The following is a 25,337-nucleotide window of genomic DNA, read 5'->3' as shown; positions in this document are numbered from 1 at the left end:
CCCACGCCAGGTCTCCGAACGCGAAGCCAACGGAATTACCCTGCGGATCACCGCCGCGAGGTTCCCGGCAGTCAAGACGGTGGCGGACTTCACCTTCGATCATGTGCCCTCTCTGCCGCGGGATGTGATCGCACATCTGGCCCCGAGTACCTGGATCGCCAAGGCAGACAACGTGACCCTCCTCGGGCCACCCGGAGTTGGGAAGACGTATTTGGCGATCGCGCTGGGGATGAAAGCCGCCGACAACTCGTATCCGGTGCTCTTCGATGCCGCGACCGGCTGGGCGGCAAGGCTGCCCGAGGCCCACACCGCGGGACGGTTGGCCGCGGAGATCAAACGGCTGCGCCGCTGCTGGCGTGTCCCCAGTGAACCGGCCCGGGTGGTTTTAGAGTCCTGATTGCCCTGATGAGGGCGAAGAAGGGACGATGAAGAACATGGCAGGACGGAAGCGTCATTCGGCTGAGGACATCGTGCGCAAGTTGCGCCGGGCCGATGAGTTGGCCGCGGAAGGCAAGACCGGCGAGGAGATCGCCGCCGATCTCGAGGTGTCGGCGGCCACGTTGTACAACTGGCGCCGCCAGTACGGCGGCATGGACGGCGACGCCGCGAAGGAACTCAAAGAGCTGCGGGAGCAGAACAGCCGACTCAAGCGACTGCTCGCCGATGCCGAACTCGAGAAGGACGCGTTGCGGGAGATCGCGAAGGGAAAATTCTGAGCCCAACCGCCAAACGAGCCGCCATCGACATGCTCAAAGACGTCAAGAACATGTCAGAACGCATGGCGTGCAAGGTAGTTGGGCTTTCCCGTTCCGCCTATCGACGGCTGCCGCAAGCACACACCCCGGCCGACCCCGACGCCGCACTGCGCGAGCAGCTACGTACGTATGCCCGCAAGAACCCCCGCCACGGGTTCCGCCGGGCGTGGGCACACCTGCGCTTCGACGACGGCATCGAGATCAACAAGAAGAAGGTGCACCGGTTGTGGAAAGAAGAGGGCCTGCAAGTGCGCCGTGCGCCGCGACGCAAACGGGCCGGCCAGTCATCGGTCCCGATCGTCGTTGCGGATGCACCGAAAGTGGTGTGGGCATTGGACTTTCAGTTCGATTCCACCGTGGATGGGAAGAAGGTCAAGATCGCGTCCATGGTGGACGAACACACCCGGATGTCGTTGCTGAACATCGTGGACCGCTCGATTCCGGCTGAGCGGTTGATCGAGGAGTTGGAGAAGACGTTCGCGATCTGGGGTGGCCCGCCGATGGTGCTGCGCATGGACAACGGCCCCGAGTTCATCTCAGAAGCCCTACAAGAGTTCTGTGCAGGGTCGGTCGGGATCTCCTACATTCCGCCCGGCACACCGTGGAACAACGGGTTCATCGAGTCGTTCAACAACCGGTTGCGCGACGAGTGCTTGAACCGCAACTGCTGGCCCACCCTGCTCGAGGCCCGCGTGGTCATCGACGACTTCAAAGACGACCACAACCACCGACACCGGCACTCAGCGCTGGGCTACCAAACCCCGGCCGAGTACGCTGCCGGATGCACCCACCAACATCACCCCGTGGGCTGCGAGATCGACTGACGATCACAACAAGGAACCGGCTCTAGAACTACCTGGACCGGTTACCGGGGACCTGCCACTGCCACCTACTCAACATCGACGAGATCGGGTATCTGCCGTTCGATTCCGACACCGCGAACCTGTTCTTCCGACTCAACCAAGGGCTGCTTTAATTCATCCTTACAATTATCGCTTCGAACGCGACAAGGTGCACCAACTGACTGCCGGCCGATACGTCAAAGTGGTCCGCTACTCCGGGACGGGGAAAGTCTCCAGCGTCCACTTCACCAAACGCCTGGCTGGCGCATGGATCAGATCAATCAAACGGGGAAACGGTACCGAGCGCGTAATGACGACGTGACCAGGAGGTTCCTATGATTGATCTCCACGCAATACTTGCAGAAGCACTGCATTCCACCCTGCCTTCAGACGCGCTGGAGCAACTTGCCCAGATCGCGTACGCGGAACTCGAACGGCGTACTGGCGAACGGATCTACGATACGTTCACGCTGCTGGCATTGAAGGCTTTCGAAAAGGCGCTCGACATCGGAGACGACGAGCTGACGCTGCAGATCCTGCAAGCAGAGTGCCCCCAGTACGAGCAAATCGTCAAAGAAGAAGTCGAGCGCATCGTTTCCGAGACTGTAGTGCGGATCAGCGCTCTGGTTGTCGATGGGGAAGCGGGGTAGCGGCTGTCATTCGAAGTCGGGAAAAGGAGGACTTCCAGTGAACGAAGCACTCAACAACCGCCACGACAGCCTTACGATCTCTGCCCTGCGCAGCAGTGACTGCGACAGCGATGTCGACGTTCCCCGTGGCATTCTCTCCATGATGCAGCTGCTGCCGGACGTCTCGGTGACACTGCGGGCGGGCGTGTGCGAGAGACAAGGTCCCGCGCATCTGACCATCGATGTGGAAACCCCGTCCGAGCAGCTGCGAGGAGAGATGGCGCACCTGTTTGGTCAAACTGCCGAGGTCACACGACGACGGTGCGTTCCGATGCTGCAGGAGCATGTATGGCCAGGCAGCCCCGAAGCCTCAGGCTTAGGCTTCTTTCCGACTGCCGGTGGTCAGCGTCATTGGCGTGCACCACGGATGCCCGTGGAGGCTGAACTTGCACGCGTATGGCACGCCCTCGCGTATTGGCCGACTGGATATCTCGAGATCCGGCTCGCCGCAGCCGCGGATTCAACCTACCGAATCGGCGTCAGGCTCGTGGGCTCAAGCGCTCCGACCCTCGCTGTACGTGGTGCGATGACAGACGCCTTCCCTGGACTGACCTTTCGGGAAGCCGGCGAGTGCTCGGGGGACTTCGTCGGCGAGACAACGGAAGCGGAAACAGTACTTGCTGTCGGCCTCCCGCTGGGTCGCGCTCACGTGCCAGGTTTTCTGGTGGCTCCGGCTGCAGCAATGCCAGTAGCGCTCACTTCGGCGCGCGCGCAAGACAAGGCCGAGGTGTTGAGCCTGGGCGCAGCGGTCACCGATGCGGGTGTCCTGATTGACGAGCGCCTCAGTGATTCCGAACTGCTGCGTCACGTTCATATGGTCGGGGCGACAGGGACCGGCAAGAGTACCCTGCTGTCGAATATGGTCCATCAGTTGGCTCACAGCGATCACGGCGCACTGGTCCTCGATCCACACGGGACACTGGTCGACCGGATCATGACGGAACTCCCCGAGTCAGTGGCCAACCGGTGCGTCGTCGTTCGTGCCGACGATCTGGAGAACCCGCTTCCCTTGAATCCGCTCGCAGCACGCGATGAAGCTGCCCGGGAGACAGCCATCGCTGACATCGGGCAGATGTTCTACGAGCTGTTTGATCCGAAACATACGGGGATTGTGGGACCTAGGTTCGAGGATCGCATCGCTCACGCCCTGCGGGGGCTGGTGGTCTTGCGCGGACCAAAAGCAAGCCTGCTTGATGTGCCCCTCATGCTCGAGCATGAGGGGATGCGCCAGACCCTTGCTGCGGTTCTGACCGACCCCAGGGAAAAGCTGTGGTGGCAGAACGAGATGCGAAACAAGAAGTCCTCGGACTATGCGGATCTCGTGGCGTGGTGCAACAGCAAGTTCGAGAGATTCTCTGCGAGTCCGGCCTTGCGTGCAATTCTGGGGTCCGGTCACGACTGCTACGACCCGATCGGCGCGATGGATGACGGACGAATCATTCTGGTGGATCTCGCAAAAGGAAGGATCGGTGAGACGACCTCGAGGCTCCTCGGGTACTTACTGCTGAACCGATTCTGGGTAGCTGCCATGAACCGTTCCCGACCGGAGCGCCGCTTCCACGTGATTGTGGACGAGGCGCATTCGGTGATGGCGGGTTCGTTGTCCAGCATGCTCTCGGAAGGACGAAAGTTCGGCATCTCGGTAACGGCCGCGCATCAGTTTCTGGGTCAGCTTGACCGCGAAGTTGCAGAGGCATTGGCTGCCAATGTGGGAACGTCCGTGGTGTTCCGCTCAAATGGCCCCCACGTCGGAGCACTGGTGGCCGCGACCGGTGATCAAGTGAGCCCGTCGGCGTTCACGAGCCTTCCCACTCTCACGGCAATCGTCACTCGCATGGCCGCAACCGGTGTCACATCGAAGCCCCACTCCGTTCGGGTCGACACAGCGACGCGCGACTGCCTCACGGCCAGCGCTGGAAGCGTTCTCGCCAATACGCGGACGCTGACTTACGGGTTGTCGCTGAACGCTCTCGACCCAGAGTCAGAGTACGGCGATCGGCGAGGGGACGCCGAGACACGCGGCGCAGGTGCAGAGACGAAGGACAAGAGCTTCCTCGACGAGTGGCTGGCGAAGCGCGCCGCGTCCGCAAAGGCCGATCAGCCTATGACCTCCGCTTCTGCTGGTGGCGCACCAGCAAGCGACGCGGAGGAGGTTGTTGCATAACGGGTAATTATCGTTTGCGACGATCGCCCGAAGGTGAGCCCCCGCATCCCTCAAACGTTCCTTGAGGGATGCGGGTATCGGCTTCTCCTCAAGAGTTCTGATTTGTTGGTCGTAATTCCAGAGAACATCCGATTTTGAGGCCTTGAAGGCTTTTCATAGTCTCCTCGCCTACTGACTCAAAATCCGTCACCATTGAGTTGATGGTGGGGCATTTTTCGGCGGCGCCTACGATTAGCGAGTCGGTATCGTCGAGCAATTGAAGATGCTGGATATAGTCTTCTTTGCGTGCGCGCCACGGCCGCGTAATTCCGCCCTCGGACTTGATTTCGGATACGTTCGCCACAATCTCTGTGACGCGTTCACCGAATTCGTCACGCATCCGATCCACGGAGTAAATGTCTGGTGAGACGTCTTCCAGGACGTCATGGAACAACGCGGCGATGACGGCGTCTTCGTTGCCGGTGTACTGGGCTGTGATCAGGACGACTCCAATGGGGTGAGAGACTAAGGTACGCCCGAAACTCTCCGGTTCTGACTGGCATGTGCGATGGCCTCGGTGGTGATAGCGCGGTCGATTCTTGCCGTGTACTCCACATGCGTGAAGGTATCCGAACTCGGATCTGTTGGTCAGAGACCAGAACAGATGGACCGAACTCTCCGGCAGAGAACCCGACGCAGTGTGAGGTGGGGAAGCGGTCATGGATTCGTCACTACCCGCCCGCCGACAGAATCGGCGGCGACCGCGAAGGACGACCATGATTCGAAACATCCAAAGCATCCTCGCTTGCGTACTCATCGGAGGTGCTGCTGTCGCGACACTGAGCGCTTGCGGCGATGCCACCGAACGCGCACGCGACGCACACCTCGTCGTAGTCACAACCGCGACCTCGAACGAACCGCAGGCGGCGTATCCCGCTGCGCTCGACCGCCTCGTCACCATTGCAGCTCAGACCGGAGAGGGATCGATGCAAATCCTGGTCTCCCGCGGTGCCCGGGTCGATTCGGTCGGAGCGCCAGTTGACCTTGTGATTCGGCGCGAGAGTGGCGATATCGAGAATGATCCGGCCGAGATCGCGACACGACTTCCGGCGCTGCTCAACACGATTTCATCCCGATTGTCGAACGTCGCCTCCAACGCTCCGACGCTGGATCTGCTTGCTGGACTGAATGAGTCGGTGCGACGGGATGCCGGAACCATCGTTGCGATGTCCAGCGGGCTTCAGACAGAAGGGCTCATGGACTTCGCCGCTATCGGGTGGGATTTCAGTAACGCAGAGGAGATTCAGAAACTGCGGGAAGGCGGATTCTTGCCAGATCTCTCTGGTCGCCGGGTCTTCTTCGCGGGCTTGGGGCGAGTAGCGGGACAGCAGCCCGCGCTGCCCGAGCCGATGATCAGGAAACTGGAGTCGTTCTGGATGGATCTCTGTGCGGCCGGCAATGCAGATAAGTGTGAGGTGGTTGATTCGGGAGAGGCGACCATGCCTGCAGCGTCCACGGTGCCGGCGAAGATCGTGACGGTTCCGAGTTTTGCGCTGCCTGAGTTTTCGCGGGACACCCATCAGATCTCGCTGGACTCCTCCGCGCTGTTCGGCCCTGATTCCGCTGAGTTGCTGCCGGGAGTGATCGGTGAGCTGAACACGTTGGCTCGGCGGCTGACGTCTCTGGGATCCGCTGTCGATCTGACTGGTCATACCTGGCGGGTCGGTCCAGCGGAGGGCGCCCGAGAACTGTCGACGTCGCGCGCGCAGGCAGTCGCCGACGCACTGGTTTCCGGTGGACTTCATCGATCCAAGATCCGTACGGTTCGTGGGGTCGGCTACGACGAGATCATCACTCCGCCGAACGCCGGCCCAGATGAAATGGCACAAGCCAACCGCGCCGTGATCATCGAGATCGTTCGATGAGAACCCGGAGTTCACAGTCATACTAATGCGATGCGGGCCTTAGACTTGCAGAGCTACGTGACATCGAGAGGGTGAATGTGAAGATCGAACGACCGGTGATACCGCCGATCGAAACCGAGTTGTCCATCGACCTGCTCGATATCCCCGCCGAGGGGCTCTCGCGTAACCGAATGCTCGAACAGTGGTACCGAAAGATGTCTCCATCCCCGCCCGAGAAGAAGGTGGCGGACAACGAACTGCGGGCGTGGTCGGGCGCTCTCGGATCGACGACATGGTTTCGTGCCGTCTACGGCGACACCACTGGCTTGGTGATGTGCGAGCCGAAGGTCCGTTCCTCGGACACCAAGACGTGGGAGAGCGCGATCGAAGCATGCCGCGAGACCGTGGAGCCGCTCACCCGTTACACGGGCGGATGGACGTCTGCGTTCGGCCAGATACGACCGCCTCGACTACCCGGCAATGTCGCAACCGCGATACGCAACTACGAGCGTGGCACGCCGGCCGCCGTCCGCCGAGGACTGGTCGGGCCGTCGGGGATCACGCAAACTGCATCCCAAACGACGGCCTTCATTTCCGACCAGAGCTCTCGGGAAAAAACTGACATCCGGACTGCAGGGCAGTTCTACGTCGATGGGCTCGTTACCCTCGTGTCCGCTGCGCGTGTGGGTGATGCAGAACTAGACGATGCGACGTGTCGACGCTTGGCGGAGCATCTGGCCGAGGTGCGCGCGGCATTGCACGTTGAATCCACGGACGACCCTGCAGTTGACGTCTCGGACGCTCACCGCAGCGCGGCCACCGAGTTCCTGAACGCCGCCATCAGCAATGGCCCACCTATACGGAAGGTTGACCTCGACAATCTGGCGGAAGCGTACGTACGCGTTCACAAGACCTACGTGAATCGATTGCGCCACGGTAAGCCCCTGGAGGGAACAGAGGGATATCTGCGGATGCGTCTTGAATCAATTCGACAGGAGAAAGGCAGGCTCGCCGCAATACGGGACAAATACGAGCAACCGTTGAATATGGACGGTGATCCGGACACCATCCGAGCTCACGATGGTGCTGACGACCCGGCAACCTCGAACTCAGAGATCTACCGTGCGCGTGCACTGATTGAACTTGCGGTGCAAGTATTGCTCAACGACCCCGGACTGGTATTTGACGGGAATCAGTTATGGGAGGCGGATCTCGCGATTGCGATACTGCGGGGTGATGTCTCGCCGGGCAAGGCGAGTTCGCAACAGCTTTCCCGATTCATTCAGGAGGCGTGGGAGACCGAGCACCCCGCGAATTCGCGATCGCGAACAGCCCGCGCCGCGGCCATGGATGTGACACTGCTCATGCGAACGGCGATATCCACGGCGCAGCGCCTGCAGAGCGAAACCGATGCCGGTGGAAAGGGGATGTGCCGCAATGAGTGATCTGGTGGGGACCGCTGTCAGAGCCGACGACGGAAGCCTCTCGTGGCACGCGGACATCTCGGTCGCGCTCGGTCCGATCTCGTTTGAGCTCGACGGCTGTGTGTTCGTCGTGGATGCGGCTTTTCCGGACACGGTTGTCGACTTCGCAGTCGTAAGCAACGACCGATTGAGTTCGCTCGCCGGTCTCTTTGCCGACGCGGAATCGGTTGACGTGTTGTTGGGGGTGGCGGCTGGCGCGACATCGGAGGTCGCGGGCCTCACGCTCGGGGCTGATCTGGCACGGTTGGCGACCGTGCAGGCCGTGCGCGCCATTCACCTGGGTGATCTGGACGAGGGAATCCTCAGTCTCGATCGCGCACACGCCTACCGGCGTGTTGGGGCCGAAGATGTTGCGCGAACTCAGTACGCCTTCGCCGCCCCGGCAGTCGAACTACTGACTGAACGCATCGTGAATGACCGTCTGGCCGGTCCCTTGGTGTCAGGCCTCCTGGACGCTGTCCAGGCGTCGCCCCGTGATATGTTCGTAGGCAACGCATGGGAACGTGTTATGACCATCTTGCGGGAGACGGACGCACAATCAGAGTTTAGCTGGCAGCATCAGTTCTTCCTGGAGGCGGATCCATTGGCGACCAGCTTGGGATCCATTGCCGTTGTCACCGGGCAACTATTGGATCTGCGTATGGTTCCCCCACGGATCCTCCGGTTCACCGGTCCCGATCGCCCCGACCTCGAAATCACCTCGAGTGGAACATCTGTCACTGTGCAAGCAGATCTTCGCGACGATGCACTCGAGGACTCGGCTGAGCTGGCGGAGTTGTTTGCGGTGGCAGCCGACGCAGACACCGGCACGATTACCGCCTCGAGCCCGTGTACAGTCGGCCATGGCATGGTATCGGCACTATTGCAAGTGGGCACAGATACAGATCGACTCCATTACATGCTGATTTCCGCTGACACGGATATTGACGCGATACGACTCGATCCGACGGGCGTTGCGGTCGCTCAGATTGATCGATTCTGTCGCTACGCGTGGACGATGCACCGTACGGCGGGCGCCCTGAGGTTCGGAGTGGGTGCATCCAGCACCGGTGCGGACATAGACAATTCGAGTTTGGCGGCCGAGCAGGCAGAGTTGACCGCGACCGACGCCATGTCGACGGCGGTCGGTCTGGTCCGCCAGCTGGCGCGCCGTACGCGCCGCGGGCCGGACGGAGAGGCAATCGCCGGCTACTCCGCCGCGGTACAACGGTTGGCCGAGCATATGGAGGAACGCTCAATGCTGACCGGGACGTTGGAACCGACACTGGCCGAGTTGGTCGAGCTGACATGACGCCGGGAAGAACCCTGCTCCTTCGTGCTTACGACGCGGGTGACACGTATGTGTCCTTCCGCTGGCTTGACGATTCAGAGAATCCAGTGGTGCACCGTATCCCGGCGCAAAGCCGTGATCGTGCACTTGGCGCACTGGCCAAGGCGCTGGTGGAGGTACCCGATGAACAGGGCGACGATGACGCGGCACTCGAAGCAGCCGTGCGCGAAGCTGTCACCGGACCGTTTACTCGTCGGGTGGGAGAGCTGGGCCTCAGCGCAACCCTCTCCGCTCTGCTACTTCCCAAGAGTGTTTGCCAACAGCTACTTTCACCATCATCGTGCAGGGTTCTCGTGAGAATCACTCCAAGCCGGATGCTGGCGCGAGTTCCTTTTGAACTCCTACCTGTTGACGATTCAACCCGGCTCATCGAGGTGGCCGATCTGTGTTATGAGCCGCCCGCAGCGGTCCATGTGGGGCGGTCGCGCTTGCCGGAGCCCTGGTCGGCCACGACCGCGGCGCGTCCGGTTACCTACCTCATCGATCCTCAGCTTCCTGCTGGGTCGGGGCTTGGCCCGACTCTGCCGCGCGGCGCGGCGGCCGCCGGCAACACGAATGCGAGAGTATTCAAGGATCGATTGGCCACTCGTAGTACGACCCGATCATCCGGAGTCGGAAAAGTCTGCGGGCGATGGGATCTGAGTGACGACCTGAATGAGGTGCCGGGGCGTTTGGTGTATTTCGGCCATGTGACCGCGGATCCCGGCGAACCAGGATCGGCGTCTTTGCACCTCAGTGATGACGCCAGAGTCTGGGGAGTGACTCAAGCGATCAACAAGGTGCACCGCCCGCTTTCCGCCCTCGACCTCCTGCTGGGCACTGCCCGGGCCGAGCTGAACGCGAGTGAAAGTGAGCTCGAGGCGGAAGTTGGTTGGGGCCCCGAGTTATGGCCAATGCCACCTCGCGTGGCGATCATCGCGTGTGAGGGCGGGGTCGACTTCCGAACGTCCGAGACATTCGGACTGGTCATGGCAATCTTCAACGCCGGCGCCGAAGTCGTGACCACTACGCGTTGGACGCTGCCGTCGGACAACGGGTTCCACAAGTACGCCGGAGTTGACTCGGTTCCCGGACCGACGACCGAACTCGCGCTCGCGGTCGACACAACGCATGAATACACGGATCCCGTACGCGCCCTCGGGGATTGGCAACGTCAGAAGTTGCAGGAGTGGATGGCTGCTCCAGGTCCGGCGACTTCTCCTCTGGTGTGGGCTGCGGCCGCATGCCATACGTGTCCGCCAAGAGAAGTTGTATCGCCTCGACTCGCCGGAACCGAGAAAGGCCAATCAGCATGACGACCTCTCATTCTCACGACGGCGACGGCAGTCCGGATGACGTCGACACCGAGTACGAAGAATGGTCGCGCCGGCTGGACGAGCTGGACGCGCGCGCGGAAGCAGCGATGGAGTCCGGCGATGACAAAGCCATCGGCGCGAGATATGTGGATCTGGCAGAGCACCTGGCCGGAGCCGCCGAAAACGGTGTCGTCATCGAACTTCTCTTGACCGCGCGAGAGGCGTTTCTGACGCATGATCCTGAGTCCGCTGCGAACTGTGCCGCAGGGATCGGCTTCTTGGCTCAGAGCATCGGAGACTACGAGACTGCTTTCGGCGCCTTCGACACGGCCAGCGAGGAATGGGAGTCGCTCGGAGAATTGAGGCTGATGGCGGATGCCGACAGCAACGTCGGCGCCATGGCGACGCGCCTCGGTGAATATGAGACTGCCGACACATATCTCAGGTCGGCGATCATGTACTACATCGACCACGGTCTGCTTGACGATGCCCGGCAATCGATGGTGAATCTGGCCAACAATCTGCTTCTGGCAGGAGACTCGAAAGAGGCCGAGACGATTCTGACGGATCTGCTCGCCGGCTTCCGCCCAGACTCAGAAGAGTACGCCAAGTGCCTCGCTTCGATCGCCAGCATCTATGCGACCTCGAGTCGTATCGAGGAAGCGAGACGCCACCTCGACTCCGCGAGTGCGATATTCGAATCCTTGGGCCGATCGGACGATGCCCAGGACACTCAGATGACACTGAGTCACGTACTTCTGATGGCAGGCCAGTACTCGCGGGCGATCGATATAGTCACAAGGTCGCGGGAGTACTACGCACAGCAGGATCGGCACGACAAGACCGCGGTGTGCGACTACAACCTTGCCAACTATTACACGATCACAGGGGACTACTCCGCTGCCGACGTCGCGTTCAGCCGAGCGTTTGAGGGACTACGCGCCGCGGGTCAGCACCATCACATCGCGAACCTGCAATGGAATAGAACGAAACGCCTTCTTATGGAGGCGGCAGTCAATCCGCGGGAACGCGCTCAGCTCTCGAAGGACGCGTTCGATACGGCCGTGTCATCGCTCGTGGCGCTCGAGCACCAACGATTTCAGTTCACCCAGGCCCGGGATCGAGTCAAGTGGTCGGAGACGTTGGCCGATCGTCTTGCGACGACATTTGCCATGGCCGAGCAGCTGGGCAGGCGAGATCTCGTCGCGGACTTGATCGAGACCGGAATCAACGCGGGTGTCTACCACGGCGGTTCGAGCGATCCATCGAGCTTCCAGCATGATCTCATCCCCATCGACTTCGATCCGCCGCAATCTACAGTCGAGGACACGCCTGCTGCCATCACGCACGGTTCCGTATCCATTCTGTTGTCCGATTCATTGCCCATGTCGCCGCCGCCGACGCTCCTGAGTGGTTCAACCGGCGAGCCGATTCTCAAGCACCAGCGCGAACTTGCGGCGAGCCTTGATCCCAAGTTAGATCAAGTGCTCGCCGCAGTTCCCTCAGTACCGTTGTGGTAACGGGTGTTTTGGTGTGCTCGTGGAGTCGTCAGGCAGCATCGGTGACCACATGCGGACCGCCGTATCCGTGATTGGTGCCATTGGGCTCGACCAGTGCCCGCAATCGCTCGAGGTGCGCCCATCCACCGAGCTCGCGCCGATCTGAGTTACCGGGAAGGTGCAACGGAACGTAGAGTTCACCGGCGTGACCGAACTCGGTGCGGAGGCGCAAGATCAGCTGGTTCGCAGGAAGAAACGCGGCGCGGAGGTCGCGATCGGCCTCGACGAGCAGCTGGCGGCACTTCTCGTCGACTGACGACATCAACTTCGTGACCGCGACGATCTCGTCGTCGATCTTCGCCCGGCGCTGGTCGGCAGAGGTGATCAACGCTGCCAGGCTGTCTCGGAACTCCACTTCCGGCGACCTCCCAAGCGCAGCAATGGCCGCGACGACGATCGGTGCGAACAGCGCGCACAGTCCGATGGTGGCACCGACCCAGTCGGCGAGCCCGGACACCTTGGTGCCTTCAGCGACCGTGACGATCCGCCGGTCGATGGACCATCCGACCAGGGCTGAAAGCACGACCATCATCGCGGTGCCGGTCAGAATGGCGGAGCGGCTATCGGCAAGGTGCCCCAACCCTTGGTCACTCGCATGAACTGAACGGTGGATTCGGCGAAACACTGCGTGTCCCAAGGTGTGTGACGCGATGGCCAACACGGTCGCAGCGAGCAGCGCGAAGCCCGCCGCCGTGATCATCTTTGCGGCCTCCGCAGCAGGGTCGAGCGCAAAGGCGCGGAAGCTGGTGTTCTCGATGGTCAGCATCAGCATGAACAGTGCCGCGACGTCGACGATGACGACGCCGGTGGCCAGTATTCGCCAGGTCCGTGAGACATGATGCCGGTGTCGCGTCGATCCGCGACGGGTCTCGTCGTCAATGAGTTCTGTCAGTTCCGCTGCGCGAGTGCTCATCTCGTCGAGAGTCAATGGTCCGGCTCCCACCTGACACGGATCGTTCACGACATGGCGCTCCGAGGTACTGCGTTCGCGTTGTTCACGAAGTCCCGAGAGCCGGGTCTCGACGCTCTGATGACTGGTGCGGAGGTCGGTGAGCTTCGTGGCATACGCCGACTCAACTGCGGTCGCCGCGCGTGAGGTGAGGGACAGCATCTCGGCCTCGCCGGCGAGGAGCGCACCACCGGTGTCGGCGGAACCGTCCTCGGTCAGGCGCCTGATCTGCCCGACGGCGCGTGAATAGTACTCGTCGGCCACCTTCTGGGTCCGGCGGCGGTACCGGTGAGCTCTGAAGTTCGCGAGCATGAAGTCCTCCTCAGGATCTATCGACTGCGCGGTCGCGCTGCCGTAGTCCCGTTTCCCCAGACCCCCAGAACGAGATGCTGACTCTCGTGAGCGATATCGCGATGCCTGCTTACGGCCGGGTGGGGAAACGGTCAACGATGCACACCCCGACATCTGATCGGAACCTGCTCACGAAACGGATTCCACACCATGCTGATTCAGAAAACTCCGAGCCATGCCGCCGACGTTGTCGTCATCGCATCGGGAACGGCGTTGGACCACGCCCTCGTCGCCTTGGTGGAGAAGTGCGGCTACTCGGCCACGGTTGCGGGTCCCGAGTTTGGCTTGAGTCACAAGGCGAACGTCCTGATCGTTTCTGACGAACTGATGCTCAGGACGCTGCCGAAGGAACTGCTGTCCAGCGCGACCACACTCATCGGGATACGAACCTCCGACAGTCAGACAAGGGGGCATCGGCGGGGAGTGGTCTGGCTATCGGGCACGGACACGGTGGGGCAACTCGGCCGCATTCTCCACCGGGCGGTTGGCCCCGGATCGAATGGCAGGGGTGGGCCCCGAGTTCACCTTTCGCATCGAGAACGCGAGGTCCTGGGAAGCTACACCATGGGAGCCACAGTCACGGAAACCGCTGCCATTCACTTCATCGCGGCCTCCACGGTGAAGGCGCATTATCGGCGCGTGGTCGCGAAGTATGAGGCTGCCGGTCGACTCGTCGAGAACAAAGCACAGTTGATGGTCGAACTGATTGCCGACGGTTGGTTGGACTCGCCGTGGGCGTGCGCCTGCGAATCCCGGCGAGTCGGGTGACAACTCGGTGCGCCACGAAAGGTTCTATCGGTTCTGCCGACGCGCCGCGAGGCCGCCGAGGAGTCCCGCGACAACGAGATAGGTGATCACCAACCCGAGCGCCGATGGCGTGCCGTCGTGTGCGGTGCACTCAGTGGCAGTTCCGCTTGCGGCGCCGAAGATCGCACCGAGTGCGGTGACCGCACCCAACAGCGTCATCCCGATGCGGGGGGCGATCGCGATCACGACGCCAGAGAGTACCGCTGCAGCGATGGCGATCAGCAGCACTCCGGCCCCGTCGCCGAGGTAGGTGCGTGACGCTGGTTCACTCCAGAACAGAACCATCTCGACAAATCCGAACAAGCCCAACCCGATGTACCGAAGTTGGCCGATCCGTAGACCCCGATAGAGAAAGAAGATCAGCGTGCAGGCGAAGGTCAACACGAACACGATCATCGTTAAGATGGCCGCGGCCGCATTCGTTCCAACGCCACAATCCCCGGTGAAGAGCGCAAGGAGCGCCGGGATGAGTGCTACCACGGCGATGAGGCCGAAGAACCACTCGGCACCGACGGTGATCGTTGTGCGCAGCGGGGTCGCATTGGCCCACATGGCCAGTGACGCCACGATCGCGATGATGCCGCCTGCCGGAGGTCCGCCTCCAGTGGGTGAGCCGGCGGCGACTGCCAGCTGGCCGGCGGCGATGGCGCACAACAGACCCGCGAAATAGGTATAGGCCAGGCTGTTTCGCTCATCATCCACAGCTTGCGATCGGGTGCCGTAAACCATTCGATGAATGTAGGTCAACCCGGCGGCGGGTGTGCATCCCCTTTTTGTGGGAACCCGCGGACAGTCCAAGTTCGAAGTGTCGGTTGCCTGCTTGTCAGCAGGCCGCGTGCAGGATCTCGCGTGGGTTGACCCAGCCGTCCGCCATGAGCCGAATGAGTAGCTGGGCCTTGTTGCCGACGGGGCGCCCAGCGTCTTCGTAGCGGTTGGTGACACGTCGATAGTGCTCGCGAACGGTGCTTTCCGCGATATTATGAGCAGCTGCGGTCTCGCTCATGGTGGCCCCGAGTGCGTAGGTCGTCAGGATCTGACGTTCCCGGCCTGTCAGTCGTACGTTCTCGTAGGAGCCGCGTCCGGTCGCGAGTTCGGAGAGGAAACCCGCCAGTTCCGACGTTGCGCGCGCGCCGTTCGGAATGTCGATTCCACGGTCGTTCGCGGCAGCGATTCCGAGTCCGATGACGGCTGCGTCGTCGAACGCGGGATCGCTCTGCACTCGCTTCTTTGCATGTGCTGTCCGTACAACCACAGCGCCGTAGGTCACGCTGGGCGACGATGGCACTGAGGCAACGGCCTCGGTGGATCCGGCACTACTGGGACTCACCGCCACGGCGCTGAACCCGAATCGCGCGATGAGCGCGCACAACGCCGAGTCAAAGATGTCGTTCTCGATGACCACAGCAACAATCATCTCGTCGCCTCCGTTGTGATCGTCGTCGTGCAGCGCTCGTGAGTTCATGGATCGAGCATTGCCGAACAAGGGGACGGGGGTCATCACTTCTTGCGACACGCTTGACGGAGCATTGCGTCAGAACGCGCTCGAATCCTGCGTGTTGATGCGTAATCACGCACGAGCACCCTCGACGCTTCGTGATCCTCAACATCCGTGCAGTAAACAAAGGTCGCTATCGTGTGGCGATACCAGCGTGGGGAAACGGCCTCCAGGTCACGACGACAGGAGGAAACCATGAACCCACTCATGACCACCACAACCCCGGATCTCGACCATGCGATCAGTTTGGCCAACCGTGCGCTCGCGCACATCCCCGCCTACCAGGAGCACGTCTGCGCGCACGGCCGAGATGGTCGGCCGGTGGGAAGTGCCCGAGAGTTTGAGGCGCTTCCGGTAACCACCAAGATCAATTATCTTCGGCGACGGTCACTTTCGGACATGGTCTGGAACGGCGACATCGCTGGAGCGGGAACGTGGTCGGCGACCTCTGGGTCGACTGGCGGCCCGACATTCTTTCCTCGGGATCGCGCTGCGGCCACGGAGAGTGTCGAGATCTACGGGCGGATACTGTCGGAGAACTTCGAGGTTGGCGATCGTTCTACGCTGGTCATCGTGTGTTTTGCCATGGGGACGTGGATCGGAGGCACTTATAGCTACCAGGCGGTGTTGGGCTTGCGTGCTCGCGGACATCGGGTGTCGGCGACAACACCCGGAATCGATGTCCGGGCGGCCGTGAAGAATCTCAGTGAACTCGCGCCGTACTACGAGAAGGTGGTGATCGCCGGGTATCCGCCGCTGGTGAAGGACGTCCTGGATCAGGCACCCGAAAGTGCGCTTGCCCAGGACATCAGCATCCTGCTTGCGGGCGAAGCGATTACGGAGACGTGGCGTGACCATGTGCTGAAGCGGATCGGGCGCGCAGGCCAGTACCGCCGGGTGTGCGTGATGTACGGGACGGCCGAAGCGGGTGTGATGGGCCACGAGACGCCGTTGACCATTGCATTGCGTCGGGCCGCTATACCGGGTACCGAGCTGGGCAAGCGCCTGTTTGGCGCCGAAAGTCTCACTCTGCCAACGTTTGTTGAGTTCAATCCGATGAGGCTGTTCACCGAGGTTGATGCCGACGGACATCTGCTGTTCACCATTGACTCAACGCTTCCCCTGATTCGCTACCGCATCAACGACACCGGGAAGGTGTTCACTGGTCGGGAGTTGGGCGTTCTCTTGCAGCGGTGCCCACACGCGGAGCTGGCAGAGGCCGTTGAACCTGATGCCGGTTACATCGTGCTGACCGGGAGGCCGGACGTCGCGACGACGTTCTACTCGTCGAACATCTACCCGCGCGACCTTGTGCCGGCGTTCGAGAACCCCTCTGTCGCGAACATGATCACGAACAAGTTCCGGGTCAGCGGGCTGCCTGATGGAGATCATCAGCCGGTCCTGAGGATCGACGTGGAGCTCGCGGCGGGGGTGATGTCACCTGGGCACGACTTGCCCGAGGAACTTTCTCGGCTCTGCCGGTCGTCGCTGCGAGCCAACAACGAGGAGTTCCGAGCGTTGGATGACGAACGTGATGATGACCGCTGCCAACCCCGAATCACACTATACGCGTACGGGACGGGGCCGTTCGGTGCCGATGTGAAGCAGGCCTATGTGGTGGTGGCGTGATGATCGAGATCCTGCACCCTTGCAAAGATCGTGGCCGTGTCACACAACTGACCGCAGGTCATGTTCGGATCGTCGACACCTGGCCCGATGCCGTGAACGAGTACGCGGCGATGGCTGCACTCGACTCCGGCCTTCCCGCCATCGACAGCGACAACCCCGATGCGCACACGCGATGGATCCATTTCCCGTGGCGTGCAACGCTGGTACGTCTCCCGGACTCCGGCATGTTTCATCGTCTCCGCACGGGCCGCAACCGGTACCTCATCACCGATACCGAACAGCAGCAGTGGGCTGAGGCAACGATTGCGGTGGCAGGCCTCAGCGTCGGTGCCTCGCTGTTGCACACATGCGTGCTCACGGGGGGCCGTCGCTTCCGCATCGCCGACTGTGACACCCTCGGCTTGACCAACCTCAACAGGTTGACCGGTTCGGTCTGTGATCTCGGGATGGAGAAGTCGCTACTGGCGCATCGGCGCATGCTCGAGACGGATCCGTATTTGAGCGTGGATGTGTTCAGCTCCGGGGTCACGCCATCGACAGCTCGGGAGTTCGTATCTGGCGGAGAGGGAGTCCCGCGGGCAGGCGTCGTCCTCGAAGAAGTCGATGACCTTCCCACGAAGGTTGAACTCCGCCGACAGGCACGCGCTGCCGGCGCGCCCCTGGTCATGGTGACCGACGACGGCGACAACGTCATCGTCGACGTCGAGCGCTATGACCTCGATCCAGACTACCCCGCTTTCCACGGAAGTGTGGGCGATATCGAATCCTGGTGTGAGGCTGATCTGCGCGATCCGAGGCACCGGATGCGGCTCGTCGGTTCGATCGTCGGCGACGACATCTCCTCGCGGGTGTCCGAGGCGCTCGCCGTGGTGGGCCGGCGGATTCCGTCGTGGCCGCAACTGGGAACGGCCTCCACGGTCGCCGGCGCGGTCGGGGCATGTGTCGCACGCAGAATTGTCTGTGGTGACACCGTGCTCTCGGGCCGTGCACGCGTCCGCATCGACGAACTTCTCCTCGGCTCCGTATAGCACCCCCGGTTGTGGGTACCAGCGCCGCGTCGTGAGGTACCCACACCGGCGGGTTGGTCACCCGTCGCCGTCGTGTCTGATAGCTCAGCGTGGGAGCTCGAGCACGTCCGAATGGCCATGTCGTCGGCACCAACTGACGATGTAACGGGCGTGAAGGCCGCACCAGCGGTACACCGAGGGCTGCGTGAGGGTGAGCCGTTCGTCGTGCTCGTGGCGCGCCCGCATCAATGGCCCGATATAGCTGGTGGCGACCTTGTTCGCGGTGTTCGGGGATACGCGAGCGGCGACGGCGAGGGAAGCGTTGTCGACGGCGTTGCCCGACGCGATGGCACCGGCCATGCGCGCCGCAGTTGTCCCGCGCCGGCCGCCGAACAACTCAAACAGGGCGGGGCGGGGACTCTTCGGAGGAGGCGCAGGCAGACGCTGTCCCAGAGCGATTGTCTTTAGTGCATCCACGAACACCGCAAGGCCGTCTGACTTTGCCACCACACCCGATACGTCTGACCGTAACCGCGCTTCGGCAATGTGGTCCTCTTCCATTGAGTGACCTTGCGTCGCGAGCAGGACCGGAGCCAGTCTGTTGGCGCTTCGCAAGCCCTCGATCACATCCAGGCCGTCAAAGGTCCACTCCAGGTCGGCCCGGTTGAATACCAGGTCCGCGCTAACCACGTCGAAACGGACACGGGCCGAGATTGAGCTCAGAAACTCGTTGCGATCTCGTGCCACCACCACTGTGACGTCGTCGAATGCGGACTGCAGCGGTGCGGCCACGACGTGTCCGAGAGGGGAGGCAATGAGGATACGCAAACCAGCGGTCACATGCGTAATCATGCCTTATTGGTCAGATGTATGCGTGATCAGGCATTGGAATTGGGTGTTTAGGGGTTAGATGAAGAAAAGTCGCTGGGGACGGGTCTCGGACGGTCGTGAACTCTCGGGCCGAACAGTTGATGCTTGGGTTTGCCGACCGGCGCACATTGCGCCTGCACCGCCTGTCCCATCTGCCACCGGAGATGCCCGATGACGATTCAAGCCGATCAAGTGCGGAATGCCCCAACCCATCGCGCGGCGGACGCTCCGGTTGTGGTGGGTGCGTGCCATGACCTGACAGACGTCGCGATGGTGGCTTTGGTCGAGGACGCGGGCTATCGGGCGTGCATTGCTGACCTGCGCGGTGGCAGCGTCCTGAGTCCGGCGACGAAAGTTGTCGTGGCCCGCAGGGCTGAGCACCTCGACTATGCAGGACCTGCCAAGGTCATCGGGATCGGTGTGAACGTCGACCGCGTGGGTGGGATAGCGCTTGCGGACTCGCCCCATTCCGCAGGACGCTTGCGACGTGAGCTCGACTGCATTGTGGGCCCGGAGTCCACAGGCCGAGTCCGGGTGCATCTCAGCCGTCGCGAGCACGAAGTGCTCACCACCTATGCGCTGGGATCGTCGGTCCGCGACACGGCCGCTCGGCACTTCATTGCCGAGAGCACGGTCCGTTCGCACTTTCGGCGCGTTATCAACCGCTATATCGAAGCGGGTCGGCCAGTTAACAATCGGGCGCAACTCCTCGTCGAACTAATCGCGGACGGTTGGGTTGATCGTGAGCGAATGTTGATGCGTTGACCTCTGCGTTCATCGAAGTCGGGCCCCACCGTGAGTTGGACACATCTTGCCGGTGCTCGCGCACTTCATGCATGTCAAGCGTCCCGCGATGCTGTACCCGCCGCCCTCGCCATAACACTCTGGGCACGGATACAACCGCTGTGAACACAGCGGGCACTCTGATTCCGAACTCCTGCGTTGCTTATCGATAGCCTCAGGCTAGCTAGCAACCCCCTGGTATGGCTTTAGTCCGTTCCAATGAAATCGAGTTCTGAAGGGGTCGCGGCGACACTCCTGCTGCCACGATGGAGAGCAAACCGCACACGGTTTGCGGGGCCCGCAGGGTGGCTACCGCGGCGACCAGTCGCCAGGTTCCATCCACTCATTCGCCTTGTGCGGCGAGACGGCGATCATTTCCGATGGCCACGGCCACGCTACCGGGGCTGCGAAGACATTCAGGTCGCGATGACGGGCGGCGATGTCGTCGACCTATTCGGGGATAGGAGTCCTCGAACGTGACGCCCATGCCCCCGCGGGTACCAGCGCCGGTGCCCGACATGCCCACATAAGCAAATGGCGTGTCCCCCGTAGATCCGTCCGGCTTGTTTTAGAGTCCTGATTGCCCTGGTGAGGGCGTAGAAGGGACGATGAGGAACATGGCAGGACGCAAGCGTCACTCGGCGGAGGACATCGTGCGCAAGTTGCGCCGGGCTGACGAGCTGGCCGCGGAAGGCAAGACCGGTGAGGAGATCGCCGGCGAGCTCGAGGTGTCGGCGGCCACGTTGTACAACTGGCGCCGCCAGTACGGCGGCATGGACGCCGATGCCGCCAAAGAGCTCAAGGAGCTGCGTGAGCAGAACAGCCGGCTCAAGCGGCTGCTGGCCGAGGCGGAGTTGGAGAAGGATGCGCTGCGGGAGGTGGCGAAGGGAAAATTCTGAGCCCGGCCGCCAAACGCGCCGCCATCGACATGCTCAAGAGCACCATGGGTATGTCAGAACGGTTGGCGTGCAAGGCTGTTGGGCTTTCCCGCTCCACCTACCGGCGCCTGCCGCTGGCGCAGACACCCGCCGACCCGGACGCCGGCTTGCGCGAACAGTTGCGGACCTATGCCCGCACACATCCCCGCCACGGATTCCGGCGAGCCTGGGCGCGGCTGCGGTTCGACGAGGGGGTCGAGATCAACAAGAAGAAGATCCATCGGCTGTGGAAGGAAGAGGGATTGCAGGTCCGGCGCGCGCCGCGACGCAAACGCGCCGGGCAGTCCTCGGTGCCGATTATCGATGCTGACGCACCGAAAGTAGTGTGGGCATTGGACTTTCAGTTTGATTCGACCGTTGATGGTAAGAAGGTCAAGATCGCGTCGATGGTTGATGAGCACACCCGGCAGTCGCTGCTGAACATCGTGGACCGCTCGATCACCGCCGAGCGGTTGATCGAGGAGTTGGAGAAGGTGTTCGCGATCTGGAGTGGCCCGCCGCTGGTGCTGCGCATGGATAACGGGCCTGAGTTCATCTCAGAGGCCCTCCAAGCGTTCTGCGCAGGGTCGGTGGGGATCTCTTACATTCCACCCGGCACGCCGTGGAACAAAGGGTTCATCGAGTCGTTCAACAACCGGTTGCGCGATGAGTGTTTGAATCGCAACTGTTGGCCCACGCTGCTCGAGGCCCGCGTGGTCATCGGCGACTTCAAAGACGACCACAACCACCGACACCGGCATTCGGGACTGGGCTACAAGACCCCGGCCGAGTACGCTGCCGGATGCACCCACAGGCACCATCCCGTGGGCTGCGAGATCGACTGATCAACCACAAGAAGGAACGGCTCTACAACAGACCGGACCGACTATAGGGGACCTGCCACAAACGCCGAACGGTCTTGGCCTCGGTTCCAAGCCAGGCAGTGTCCCCTGGTTGGCTGGCCCGTTATCCCCGTCGGCGCGAGGGAGTGGGTCGTGAGGCCAACGAGTCCCGGTCCCTCTGCCAGATAGCGTTCGAACTGGGTCAACGCTTCGCGAACCGGGGAATCGTCGCTCCAAAAAAGGCTCGACTGCATAACGACGCCGGTGTCGGCATCGTAGCTCTCGACACCGTAGATCAGGTGGACTCGGTGAATTTCACCGCCAACAAAGGGGGGTGTCCCTATGGTTCTTGTCAAGCGGCTGCTGGTGATGGTTGGCGGTAGAGTTCGCGGTTTCTGAGCATGGCGTGGAGGACGTCGCAGCGTCGTCGTGCCAGGCAGATGAGGGCGGCGTTGTGTTTCTTTCCTTCGGTGCGTTTGCGGTCGTAGTAGGCGCGGCTGGCGGGGTCGTGCAGTGCGGCGAATGCGGAGAGGAAGAAGGCGCGTTTGAGTTTCGGTTGCCGAATCGGGCTGGGTGCTCGCCGCGGATGGAGGTGCCGGATCGGTGGGTGACCGGGGCGATGCCGGCGTAGGCGGCCAGGTGACCGGCGGTGGCGAACGCGGAGCCGTCACCGACTTCGAGGAGGATACGGGCTGCGGTCCTGACTCCGATACCGGGCATCGAGGTCAGGACTACGGAAAGAGGGTGCGCGTCAAGCATCTCCTCGATCTGGTCGGCGACCGATTTTCGTTGTAGCAGTGTCTCTTTCAAGGTGTCCGCGAGTTTGGGTAGGACGGTGTCGGCTGCGGTGGTGCCGGGCACGGTCACTGTTTGCGTGTCGAGTGCGGTGACGATGTCATCGACGAGGTGGGCACCCATGCGGGGGGCGTGCTTGGTGGCGATGGTGGTCAGTTTGCGGCGCCCAGCTTTGCGTAGTCCTTGTGGTCCGCCGTGACGGGAGAGGATTTCCAGCACCGCCGGGTGGGTGACACGTGGTCCCAGGACCCGTTCGAGGGCGGGATGGATACTGGTGAGTAGTCCACGGATGCGGTTGCTGATCCGGGTGGCCTCACCGGCCAGGTCGTCGTCGAAACCGACGAGGACTTCGAGTTCGGCCAGCGTCTCATCACCGGTGTCCACGCGGCGCAGGGTGTGGGGCATGGTGCGGGCAGTGTCGGCGATGATGAACGCATCGCGGGCATCGGTTTTTGCGCTACCTGGGTACAGGTCAGCCACGCGGCGCATCGACAGTCCCGGCAAGTAGCCGACATCATGTCCGCAGGCCCGAGCGACGGTGACTGGCAGTGCACCGATCGTGTTCGGCTGATCCACAACCATCAGAATTGGGCCGTAGCCAGCAATACGGTCGAAGACCGCGCGCAGTGTGGTTTCGTCGTTGGGTAGTGCTTTGTCGTAGACACGGGCCCCTTCTGCGGTCAACGCGACCGCGTGATGTTCGGGACTTGCCCACGTCAATGCCGCAGAACACGGCGTACTCAGTGCTCATCAGACCCTTCCTCGTCGATGCGAGAACGGCCGCCGATCCGACGTCCATGCCCGGCACCCACGTTACGAAGAGACCTGCCCAAAGTTCGAGCGGCCGTGTCCCTATCAGCGGTCCATCGACGTCCACCACACCCGGCGACACCACCCCCCGGATCATGCGTACGACAGGGGCAGGAAGTCATACCGGGTCTGGCGACCGTAGCCCTTGGTGAAGAGCTACGAAGAAGGTAACGGGGACATGTCGTAGCCGATGCTCTGCGCGAGCAGATCGCCCACGCCGGAGGTCTGGTCGAGGGTGTTAGCTCGACGGGTCACCGGTCGGTGCGGAGGACGACCTTCCCGCCGGCATGCCCGTCGGAGACCAGGCGCAGAGCCTCCCGGGCCTGTTGGAGACCGAAGACCGCACCAATGGGGACGACGAGATCGCCGTCGGAGGCGAGACGAATAAGATTGGTGCGCACCGTATCCCGGAAATCTGCGCTCTCCGGCTGGCGGCCGCCGAGGGCGAGGAACCCATCGTCGGCCGCGCGCCGTGGCGCGGCGATCGTGACGATCCGCGAACGGTCGGCGACGAGATCGAGTGAGGCGTCGACCGCCTCGTCGGTGCCGACGGCGCCGAGCGCGGCGGCGATCGGTCGACCGTCGGCGGCAGCCCGGATGCGGTCGAGCACGCCGGGTCCGTACGTGACGGGCAGGCCGCCGAAGTCGCGTACGTGCTCGCACGATCGGGGGCCTACGGTGCCGATGACCCGGATTCCCCGCAGACGCGCCAGTTGCAGCACCGCCACCCCGACCGCTCCCGACGCACCGTGCAACACGATCAGCTCGTCGCGCGTGGTACTGGCCGCACGAAGCATGTCGGCGGCGGTCGTACCCGCCAGCAGGAGTCCGGCCGCCTCGTCGACACCCAGGGTCTCCGGCCGCGCGAACACCTTCTCCGCGGGCGCCGTGAGCGCTGTCGCGTACCCGCCTCTGACCCGGAAGGCGAGTACCTCGTCGCCGACTGCTGCGTCACCCGAACCGATCTCGGTGTCGGGGCCCAGGGCGACGATCCGGCCCGCGACCTCGTACCCGATCGGGAGCGGGAACTCCGTCGCGGCAAGCGCGTGCTTGAGGTCGGCCGGATTCACCCCGGCGGCGGTCACCTCGATCGTCACCTCACCACGTGTGGGCGCCGGCACATCGACGTCGGTGAGGGCGAAATCATCGAGGCCGCCGGGGCCGAGGGCGACCCAGCGGCGTGCGGGGGTCATGTGGGGATGCCGGTGCGAGGGCCCATGACGTCAAGGCTACGGCCCTCACGGTTACGGCCTCCGGACTGCGGGCCCCAGGCTCAAGGCTGAACGGAGCACGTACCGAGGATGCGCGCCAGCGCATCCCGCTCGGCCGGGGTCACCCACAGGTGGTAGGCGGTCTTGACGGCGATCTGCCGCGACGCATACGTGCATCGATACGTACGGTTCGGGGGTAGCCAGGTCGCGGCGTCGCCGTTGCGCTTCTTCTGATTGGTGGGCCCGTCGGTGGCCTGCAAATTGCGCGGGTCGTTGGCGAAGTCGATGCGCTGTTGCGGTGTCAGCTGTTGCGCGCCTTTCTGCCAGGCATCCGACAACGCCACGACATGGTCGATCTGTACGGCCGATGACGTCTCCGCGCCGCGCGTGAAACTGATGGTCTTGTCGGTGTAGGGATCGTGCAGCGTCCCCGAGAGGACCACGCATCCGCGCGTGCCGGGCTTGAGGACGATGTCGATGAGATCGCGGCGCAGGATGTCGTTGCGGGTATCGCAGCCGTTGTGACCGTCGTCGACGTTCACATCGTCCGACCACGCCTGACCGAACTGTGCGCGGCTGTAACCCGTCTTGGGTGCGCGTCCCTTGACCGGCAGAGCCCGCAGCTGCGACCACGCCAGCGCCGCTTCGGGGGAGAGCGCGGTGGGCGCGGTTGTCCCGACCGAGGACGATGACGTCGCGGAGCTCGGTGGGATGTCATTCACCGCGGTCGCGCCGGGTGAGGTGACGGTCACCGGGTCCCCGGGTGCGGCACAGCCGGCGACTACGGCGATCGCAACCACGGACGCCCCGAGCGCCAGACGTCGTCGTCGCATGGGCCGATTGTGCCGGATCGTCCCGACGGTCCTTCTC

At 62.6% G+C, this 25,337-nt stretch carries 21 protein-coding genes and 1 pseudogene; 14 read left to right on the top strand and 8 right to left on the bottom strand.

The features are described from left to right. Positions 1-34 precede the first annotated feature (34 nt). The 4 genes from AC5ZH6_RS27125 to AC5ZH6_RS27110 all read left to right on the top strand — a co-directional run bounded on the left by AC5ZH6_RS27125 (position 35) and on the right by AC5ZH6_RS27110 (position 4,450). Positions 35-397: an ATP-binding protein gene (locus AC5ZH6_RS27125; protein WP_496169280.1), complete on the top strand. Its 363-nt coding sequence runs from the start codon at positions 35-37 to the stop codon at positions 395-397. A 37-nt stretch (positions 398-434) separates the two neighbouring features. After that, positions 435-1,579 (top strand): IS3 family transposase gene (locus tag AC5ZH6_RS27120; RefSeq protein ID WP_496167732.1). Its coding sequence is split into 2 segments (ribosomal slippage): positions 435-702 and positions 702-1,579, totalling 1,146 coding nucleotides; the frame shifts between segments, so codons are not numbered across the junction. Between the two features lie 353 nt (positions 1,580-1,932). Further along, positions 1,933-2,247: a DUF5663 domain-containing protein gene (locus tag AC5ZH6_RS27115; protein ID WP_020173004.1), complete on the top strand. Its 315-nt coding sequence runs from the start codon at positions 1,933-1,935 to the stop codon at positions 2,245-2,247. Positions 2,248-2,284: 37 nt separating this feature from the next. Further along, positions 2,285-4,450 (top strand): type IV secretory system conjugative DNA transfer family protein, encoded by a 2,166-nt coding sequence (locus tag AC5ZH6_RS27110; RefSeq protein WP_288338253.1) that lies wholly within the window; start codon positions 2,285-2,287, stop codon positions 4,448-4,450. Between the two features lie 88 nt (positions 4,451-4,538). Here AC5ZH6_RS27110 and AC5ZH6_RS27105 read toward each other — a convergent pair whose 3' ends face one another. Beyond that, entirely contained in the window at positions 4,539-5,150 is a 612-nt protein-coding gene (locus tag AC5ZH6_RS27105; protein WP_172399006.1) for an HD domain-containing protein, read from the bottom strand. A 55-nt stretch (positions 5,151-5,205) separates the two neighbouring features. On the opposite strand from AC5ZH6_RS27105, the gene AC5ZH6_RS27100 reads away from it, so the two are divergent. The 5 genes from AC5ZH6_RS27100 to AC5ZH6_RS27080 all read left to right on the top strand — a co-directional run bounded on the left by AC5ZH6_RS27100 (position 5,206) and on the right by AC5ZH6_RS27080 (position 11,962). Next, positions 5,206-6,354 (top strand): OmpA family protein, encoded by a 1,149-nt coding sequence (locus tag AC5ZH6_RS27100; RefSeq protein ID WP_288338254.1) that lies wholly within the window; start codon positions 5,206-5,208, stop codon positions 6,352-6,354. A gap of 71 nt (positions 6,355-6,425) precedes the next feature. Beyond that, entirely contained in the window at positions 6,426-7,778 is a 1,353-nt protein-coding gene (locus AC5ZH6_RS27095; RefSeq protein ID WP_020173007.1) for a hypothetical protein, read from the top strand. After that, positions 7,771-9,108 carry a hypothetical protein gene (locus AC5ZH6_RS27090; protein ID WP_288338255.1) on the top strand — a complete coding sequence of 446 codons (1,338 nt, stop codon included), beginning with the start codon at positions 7,771-7,773 and terminating at the stop codon, positions 9,106-9,108. Before AC5ZH6_RS27095 ends, AC5ZH6_RS27090 begins: the two co-directional genes overlap by 8 nt. After that, a complete protein-coding gene (locus AC5ZH6_RS27085; RefSeq protein WP_288338256.1) occupies positions 9,105-10,442 on the top strand; it encodes a CHAT domain-containing protein in 1,338 nt (445 codons plus the stop codon). The genes AC5ZH6_RS27090 and AC5ZH6_RS27085 overlap by 4 nt, the downstream gene beginning before the upstream one ends. Next, the gene (locus AC5ZH6_RS27080; RefSeq protein ID WP_020173009.1) at positions 10,439-11,962 is read left to right on the top strand and encodes a tetratricopeptide repeat protein; all 1,524 of its coding nucleotides are present in this window, start codon (positions 10,439-10,441) and stop codon (positions 11,960-11,962) included. The genes AC5ZH6_RS27085 and AC5ZH6_RS27080 overlap by 4 nt, the downstream gene beginning before the upstream one ends. 28 nt (positions 11,963-11,990) lie before the next feature. On the opposite strand, the gene AC5ZH6_RS27075 is transcribed toward AC5ZH6_RS27080, so the two are convergent. Next, a complete protein-coding gene (locus AC5ZH6_RS27075; protein WP_020173010.1) occupies positions 11,991-13,262 on the bottom strand; it encodes a hypothetical protein in 1,272 nt (423 codons plus the stop codon). A 189-nt stretch (positions 13,263-13,451) separates the two neighbouring features. Here AC5ZH6_RS27075 and AC5ZH6_RS27070 point away from each other — a divergent pair, with 189 nt between their 5' ends. Further along, positions 13,452-14,069 carry a response regulator transcription factor gene (locus AC5ZH6_RS27070; protein WP_020173011.1) on the top strand — a complete coding sequence of 206 codons (618 nt, stop codon included), beginning with the start codon at positions 13,452-13,454 and terminating at the stop codon, positions 14,067-14,069. A 24-nt stretch (positions 14,070-14,093) separates the two neighbouring features. Here the strand turns inward: AC5ZH6_RS27070 and AC5ZH6_RS27065 are convergent, their stop codons facing one another. Continuing rightward, positions 14,094-14,810: a hypothetical protein gene (locus tag AC5ZH6_RS27065; protein ID WP_020173012.1), complete on the bottom strand. Its 717-nt coding sequence runs from the start codon at positions 14,808-14,810 to the stop codon at positions 14,094-14,096. 121 nt (positions 14,811-14,931) lie between these two features. Continuing rightward, positions 14,932-15,570: a helix-turn-helix transcriptional regulator gene (locus AC5ZH6_RS27060; RefSeq protein ID WP_288338258.1), complete on the bottom strand. Its 639-nt coding sequence runs from the start codon at positions 15,568-15,570 to the stop codon at positions 14,932-14,934. A 240-nt stretch (positions 15,571-15,810) separates the two neighbouring features. Here AC5ZH6_RS27060 and AC5ZH6_RS27055 point away from each other — a divergent pair, with 240 nt between their 5' ends. Together AC5ZH6_RS27055 and AC5ZH6_RS27050 are read left to right on the top strand one after the other, a co-directional pair. Continuing rightward, entirely contained in the window at positions 15,811-17,232 is a 1,422-nt protein-coding gene (locus AC5ZH6_RS27055; RefSeq protein WP_288338259.1) for a phenylacetate--CoA ligase family protein, read from the top strand. Continuing rightward, positions 17,232-18,260 (top strand): ThiF family adenylyltransferase, encoded by a 1,029-nt coding sequence (locus AC5ZH6_RS27050; RefSeq protein ID WP_288338265.1) that lies wholly within the window; start codon positions 17,232-17,234, stop codon positions 18,258-18,260. Before AC5ZH6_RS27055 ends, AC5ZH6_RS27050 begins: the two co-directional genes overlap by 1 nt. Before the next feature lie 84 nt (positions 18,261-18,344). On the opposite strand, the gene AC5ZH6_RS27045 is transcribed toward AC5ZH6_RS27050, so the two are convergent. Beyond that, positions 18,345-19,079 carry an MSMEG_1198 family transcriptional regulator gene (locus tag AC5ZH6_RS27045; protein WP_139765870.1) on the bottom strand — a complete coding sequence of 245 codons (735 nt, stop codon included), beginning with the start codon at positions 19,077-19,079 and terminating at the stop codon, positions 18,345-18,347. A 201-nt stretch (positions 19,080-19,280) separates the two neighbouring features. On the opposite strand from AC5ZH6_RS27045, the gene AC5ZH6_RS27040 reads away from it, so the two are divergent. Together AC5ZH6_RS27040 and AC5ZH6_RS27035 are read left to right on the top strand one after the other, a co-directional pair. Beyond that, positions 19,281-19,874 (top strand): helix-turn-helix transcriptional regulator, encoded by a 594-nt coding sequence (locus AC5ZH6_RS27040; RefSeq protein ID WP_155828444.1) that lies wholly within the window; start codon positions 19,281-19,283, stop codon positions 19,872-19,874. Positions 19,875-20,509: 635 nt separating this feature from the next. After that, positions 20,510-21,654 (top strand): IS3 family transposase gene (locus tag AC5ZH6_RS27035; protein WP_496168045.1). Its coding sequence is split into 2 segments (ribosomal slippage): positions 20,510-20,777 and positions 20,777-21,654, totalling 1,146 coding nucleotides; the frame shifts between segments, so codons are not numbered across the junction. A gap of 349 nt (positions 21,655-22,003) precedes the next feature. On the opposite strand, the pseudogene AC5ZH6_RS27030 reads toward AC5ZH6_RS27035, so the two are convergent. From AC5ZH6_RS27030 to AC5ZH6_RS27020, 3 genes and pseudogenes are all read right to left on the bottom strand, one after another. Continuing rightward, positions 22,004-23,197, bottom strand: a pseudogene (locus AC5ZH6_RS27030) (IS110 family RNA-guided transposase). Between the two features lie 310 nt (positions 23,198-23,507). Next, on the bottom strand, positions 23,508-24,449 hold the full coding sequence (locus tag AC5ZH6_RS27025; RefSeq protein ID WP_288338261.1) for a quinone oxidoreductase family protein: 942 nt from the start codon (positions 24,447-24,449) through the stop codon (positions 23,508-23,510). A gap of 80 nt (positions 24,450-24,529) precedes the next feature. Continuing rightward, on the bottom strand, positions 24,530-25,300 hold the full coding sequence (locus AC5ZH6_RS27020; protein ID WP_288338262.1) for an HNH endonuclease family protein: 771 nt from the start codon (positions 25,298-25,300) through the stop codon (positions 24,530-24,532). Positions 25,301-25,337: the final 37 nt, after the last annotated feature.

The sequence above is a fragment of the Gordonia sp. YC-XJ4 genome (assembly GCF_059511865.1).
The sequence above is the reverse complement of the archived record's forward strand: the minus strand, read 5'-3'. Positions and strand labels throughout refer to the sequence as shown.

Coding starts and splice junctions, on each gene's coding strand:
- AC5ZH6_RS27115 (WP_020173004.1), top strand. CDS start 1,933: ATGATTGATCTCCACGCAATACTTGCAGAAGCACTGCATTCCACCCTG.
- AC5ZH6_RS27105 (WP_172399006.1), bottom strand. CDS start 5,150: ATGACCGCTTCCCCACCTCACACTGCGTCGGGTTCTCTGCCGGAGAGT.
- AC5ZH6_RS27100 (WP_288338254.1), top strand. CDS start 5,206: ATGATTCGAAACATCCAAAGCATCCTCGCTTGCGTACTCATCGGAGGT.
- AC5ZH6_RS27090 (WP_288338255.1), top strand. CDS start 7,771: ATGAGTGATCTGGTGGGGACCGCTGTCAGAGCCGACGACGGAAGCCTC.
- AC5ZH6_RS27085 (WP_288338256.1), top strand. CDS start 9,105: ATGACGCCGGGAAGAACCCTGCTCCTTCGTGCTTACGACGCGGGTGAC.
- AC5ZH6_RS27080 (WP_020173009.1), top strand. CDS start 10,439: ATGACGACCTCTCATTCTCACGACGGCGACGGCAGTCCGGATGACGTC.
- AC5ZH6_RS27075 (WP_020173010.1), bottom strand. CDS start 13,262: ATGCTCGCGAACTTCAGAGCTCACCGGTACCGCCGCCGGACCCAGAAG.
- AC5ZH6_RS27070 (WP_020173011.1), top strand. CDS start 13,452: ATGCTGATTCAGAAAACTCCGAGCCATGCCGCCGACGTTGTCGTCATC.
- AC5ZH6_RS27060 (WP_288338258.1), bottom strand. CDS start 15,570: ATGAACTCACGAGCGCTGCACGACGACGATCACAACGGAGGCGACGAG.
- AC5ZH6_RS27055 (WP_288338259.1), top strand. CDS start 15,811: ATGACCACCACAACCCCGGATCTCGACCATGCGATCAGTTTGGCCAAC.
- AC5ZH6_RS27050 (WP_288338265.1), top strand. CDS start 17,232: ATGATCGAGATCCTGCACCCTTGCAAAGATCGTGGCCGTGTCACACAA.
- AC5ZH6_RS27040 (WP_155828444.1), top strand. CDS start 19,281: ATGACGATTCAAGCCGATCAAGTGCGGAATGCCCCAACCCATCGCGCG.
- AC5ZH6_RS27025 (WP_288338261.1), bottom strand. CDS start 24,449: ATGACCCCCGCACGCCGCTGGGTCGCCCTCGGCCCCGGCGGCCTCGAT.
- AC5ZH6_RS27020 (WP_288338262.1), bottom strand. CDS start 25,300: ATGCGACGACGACGTCTGGCGCTCGGGGCGTCCGTGGTTGCGATCGCC.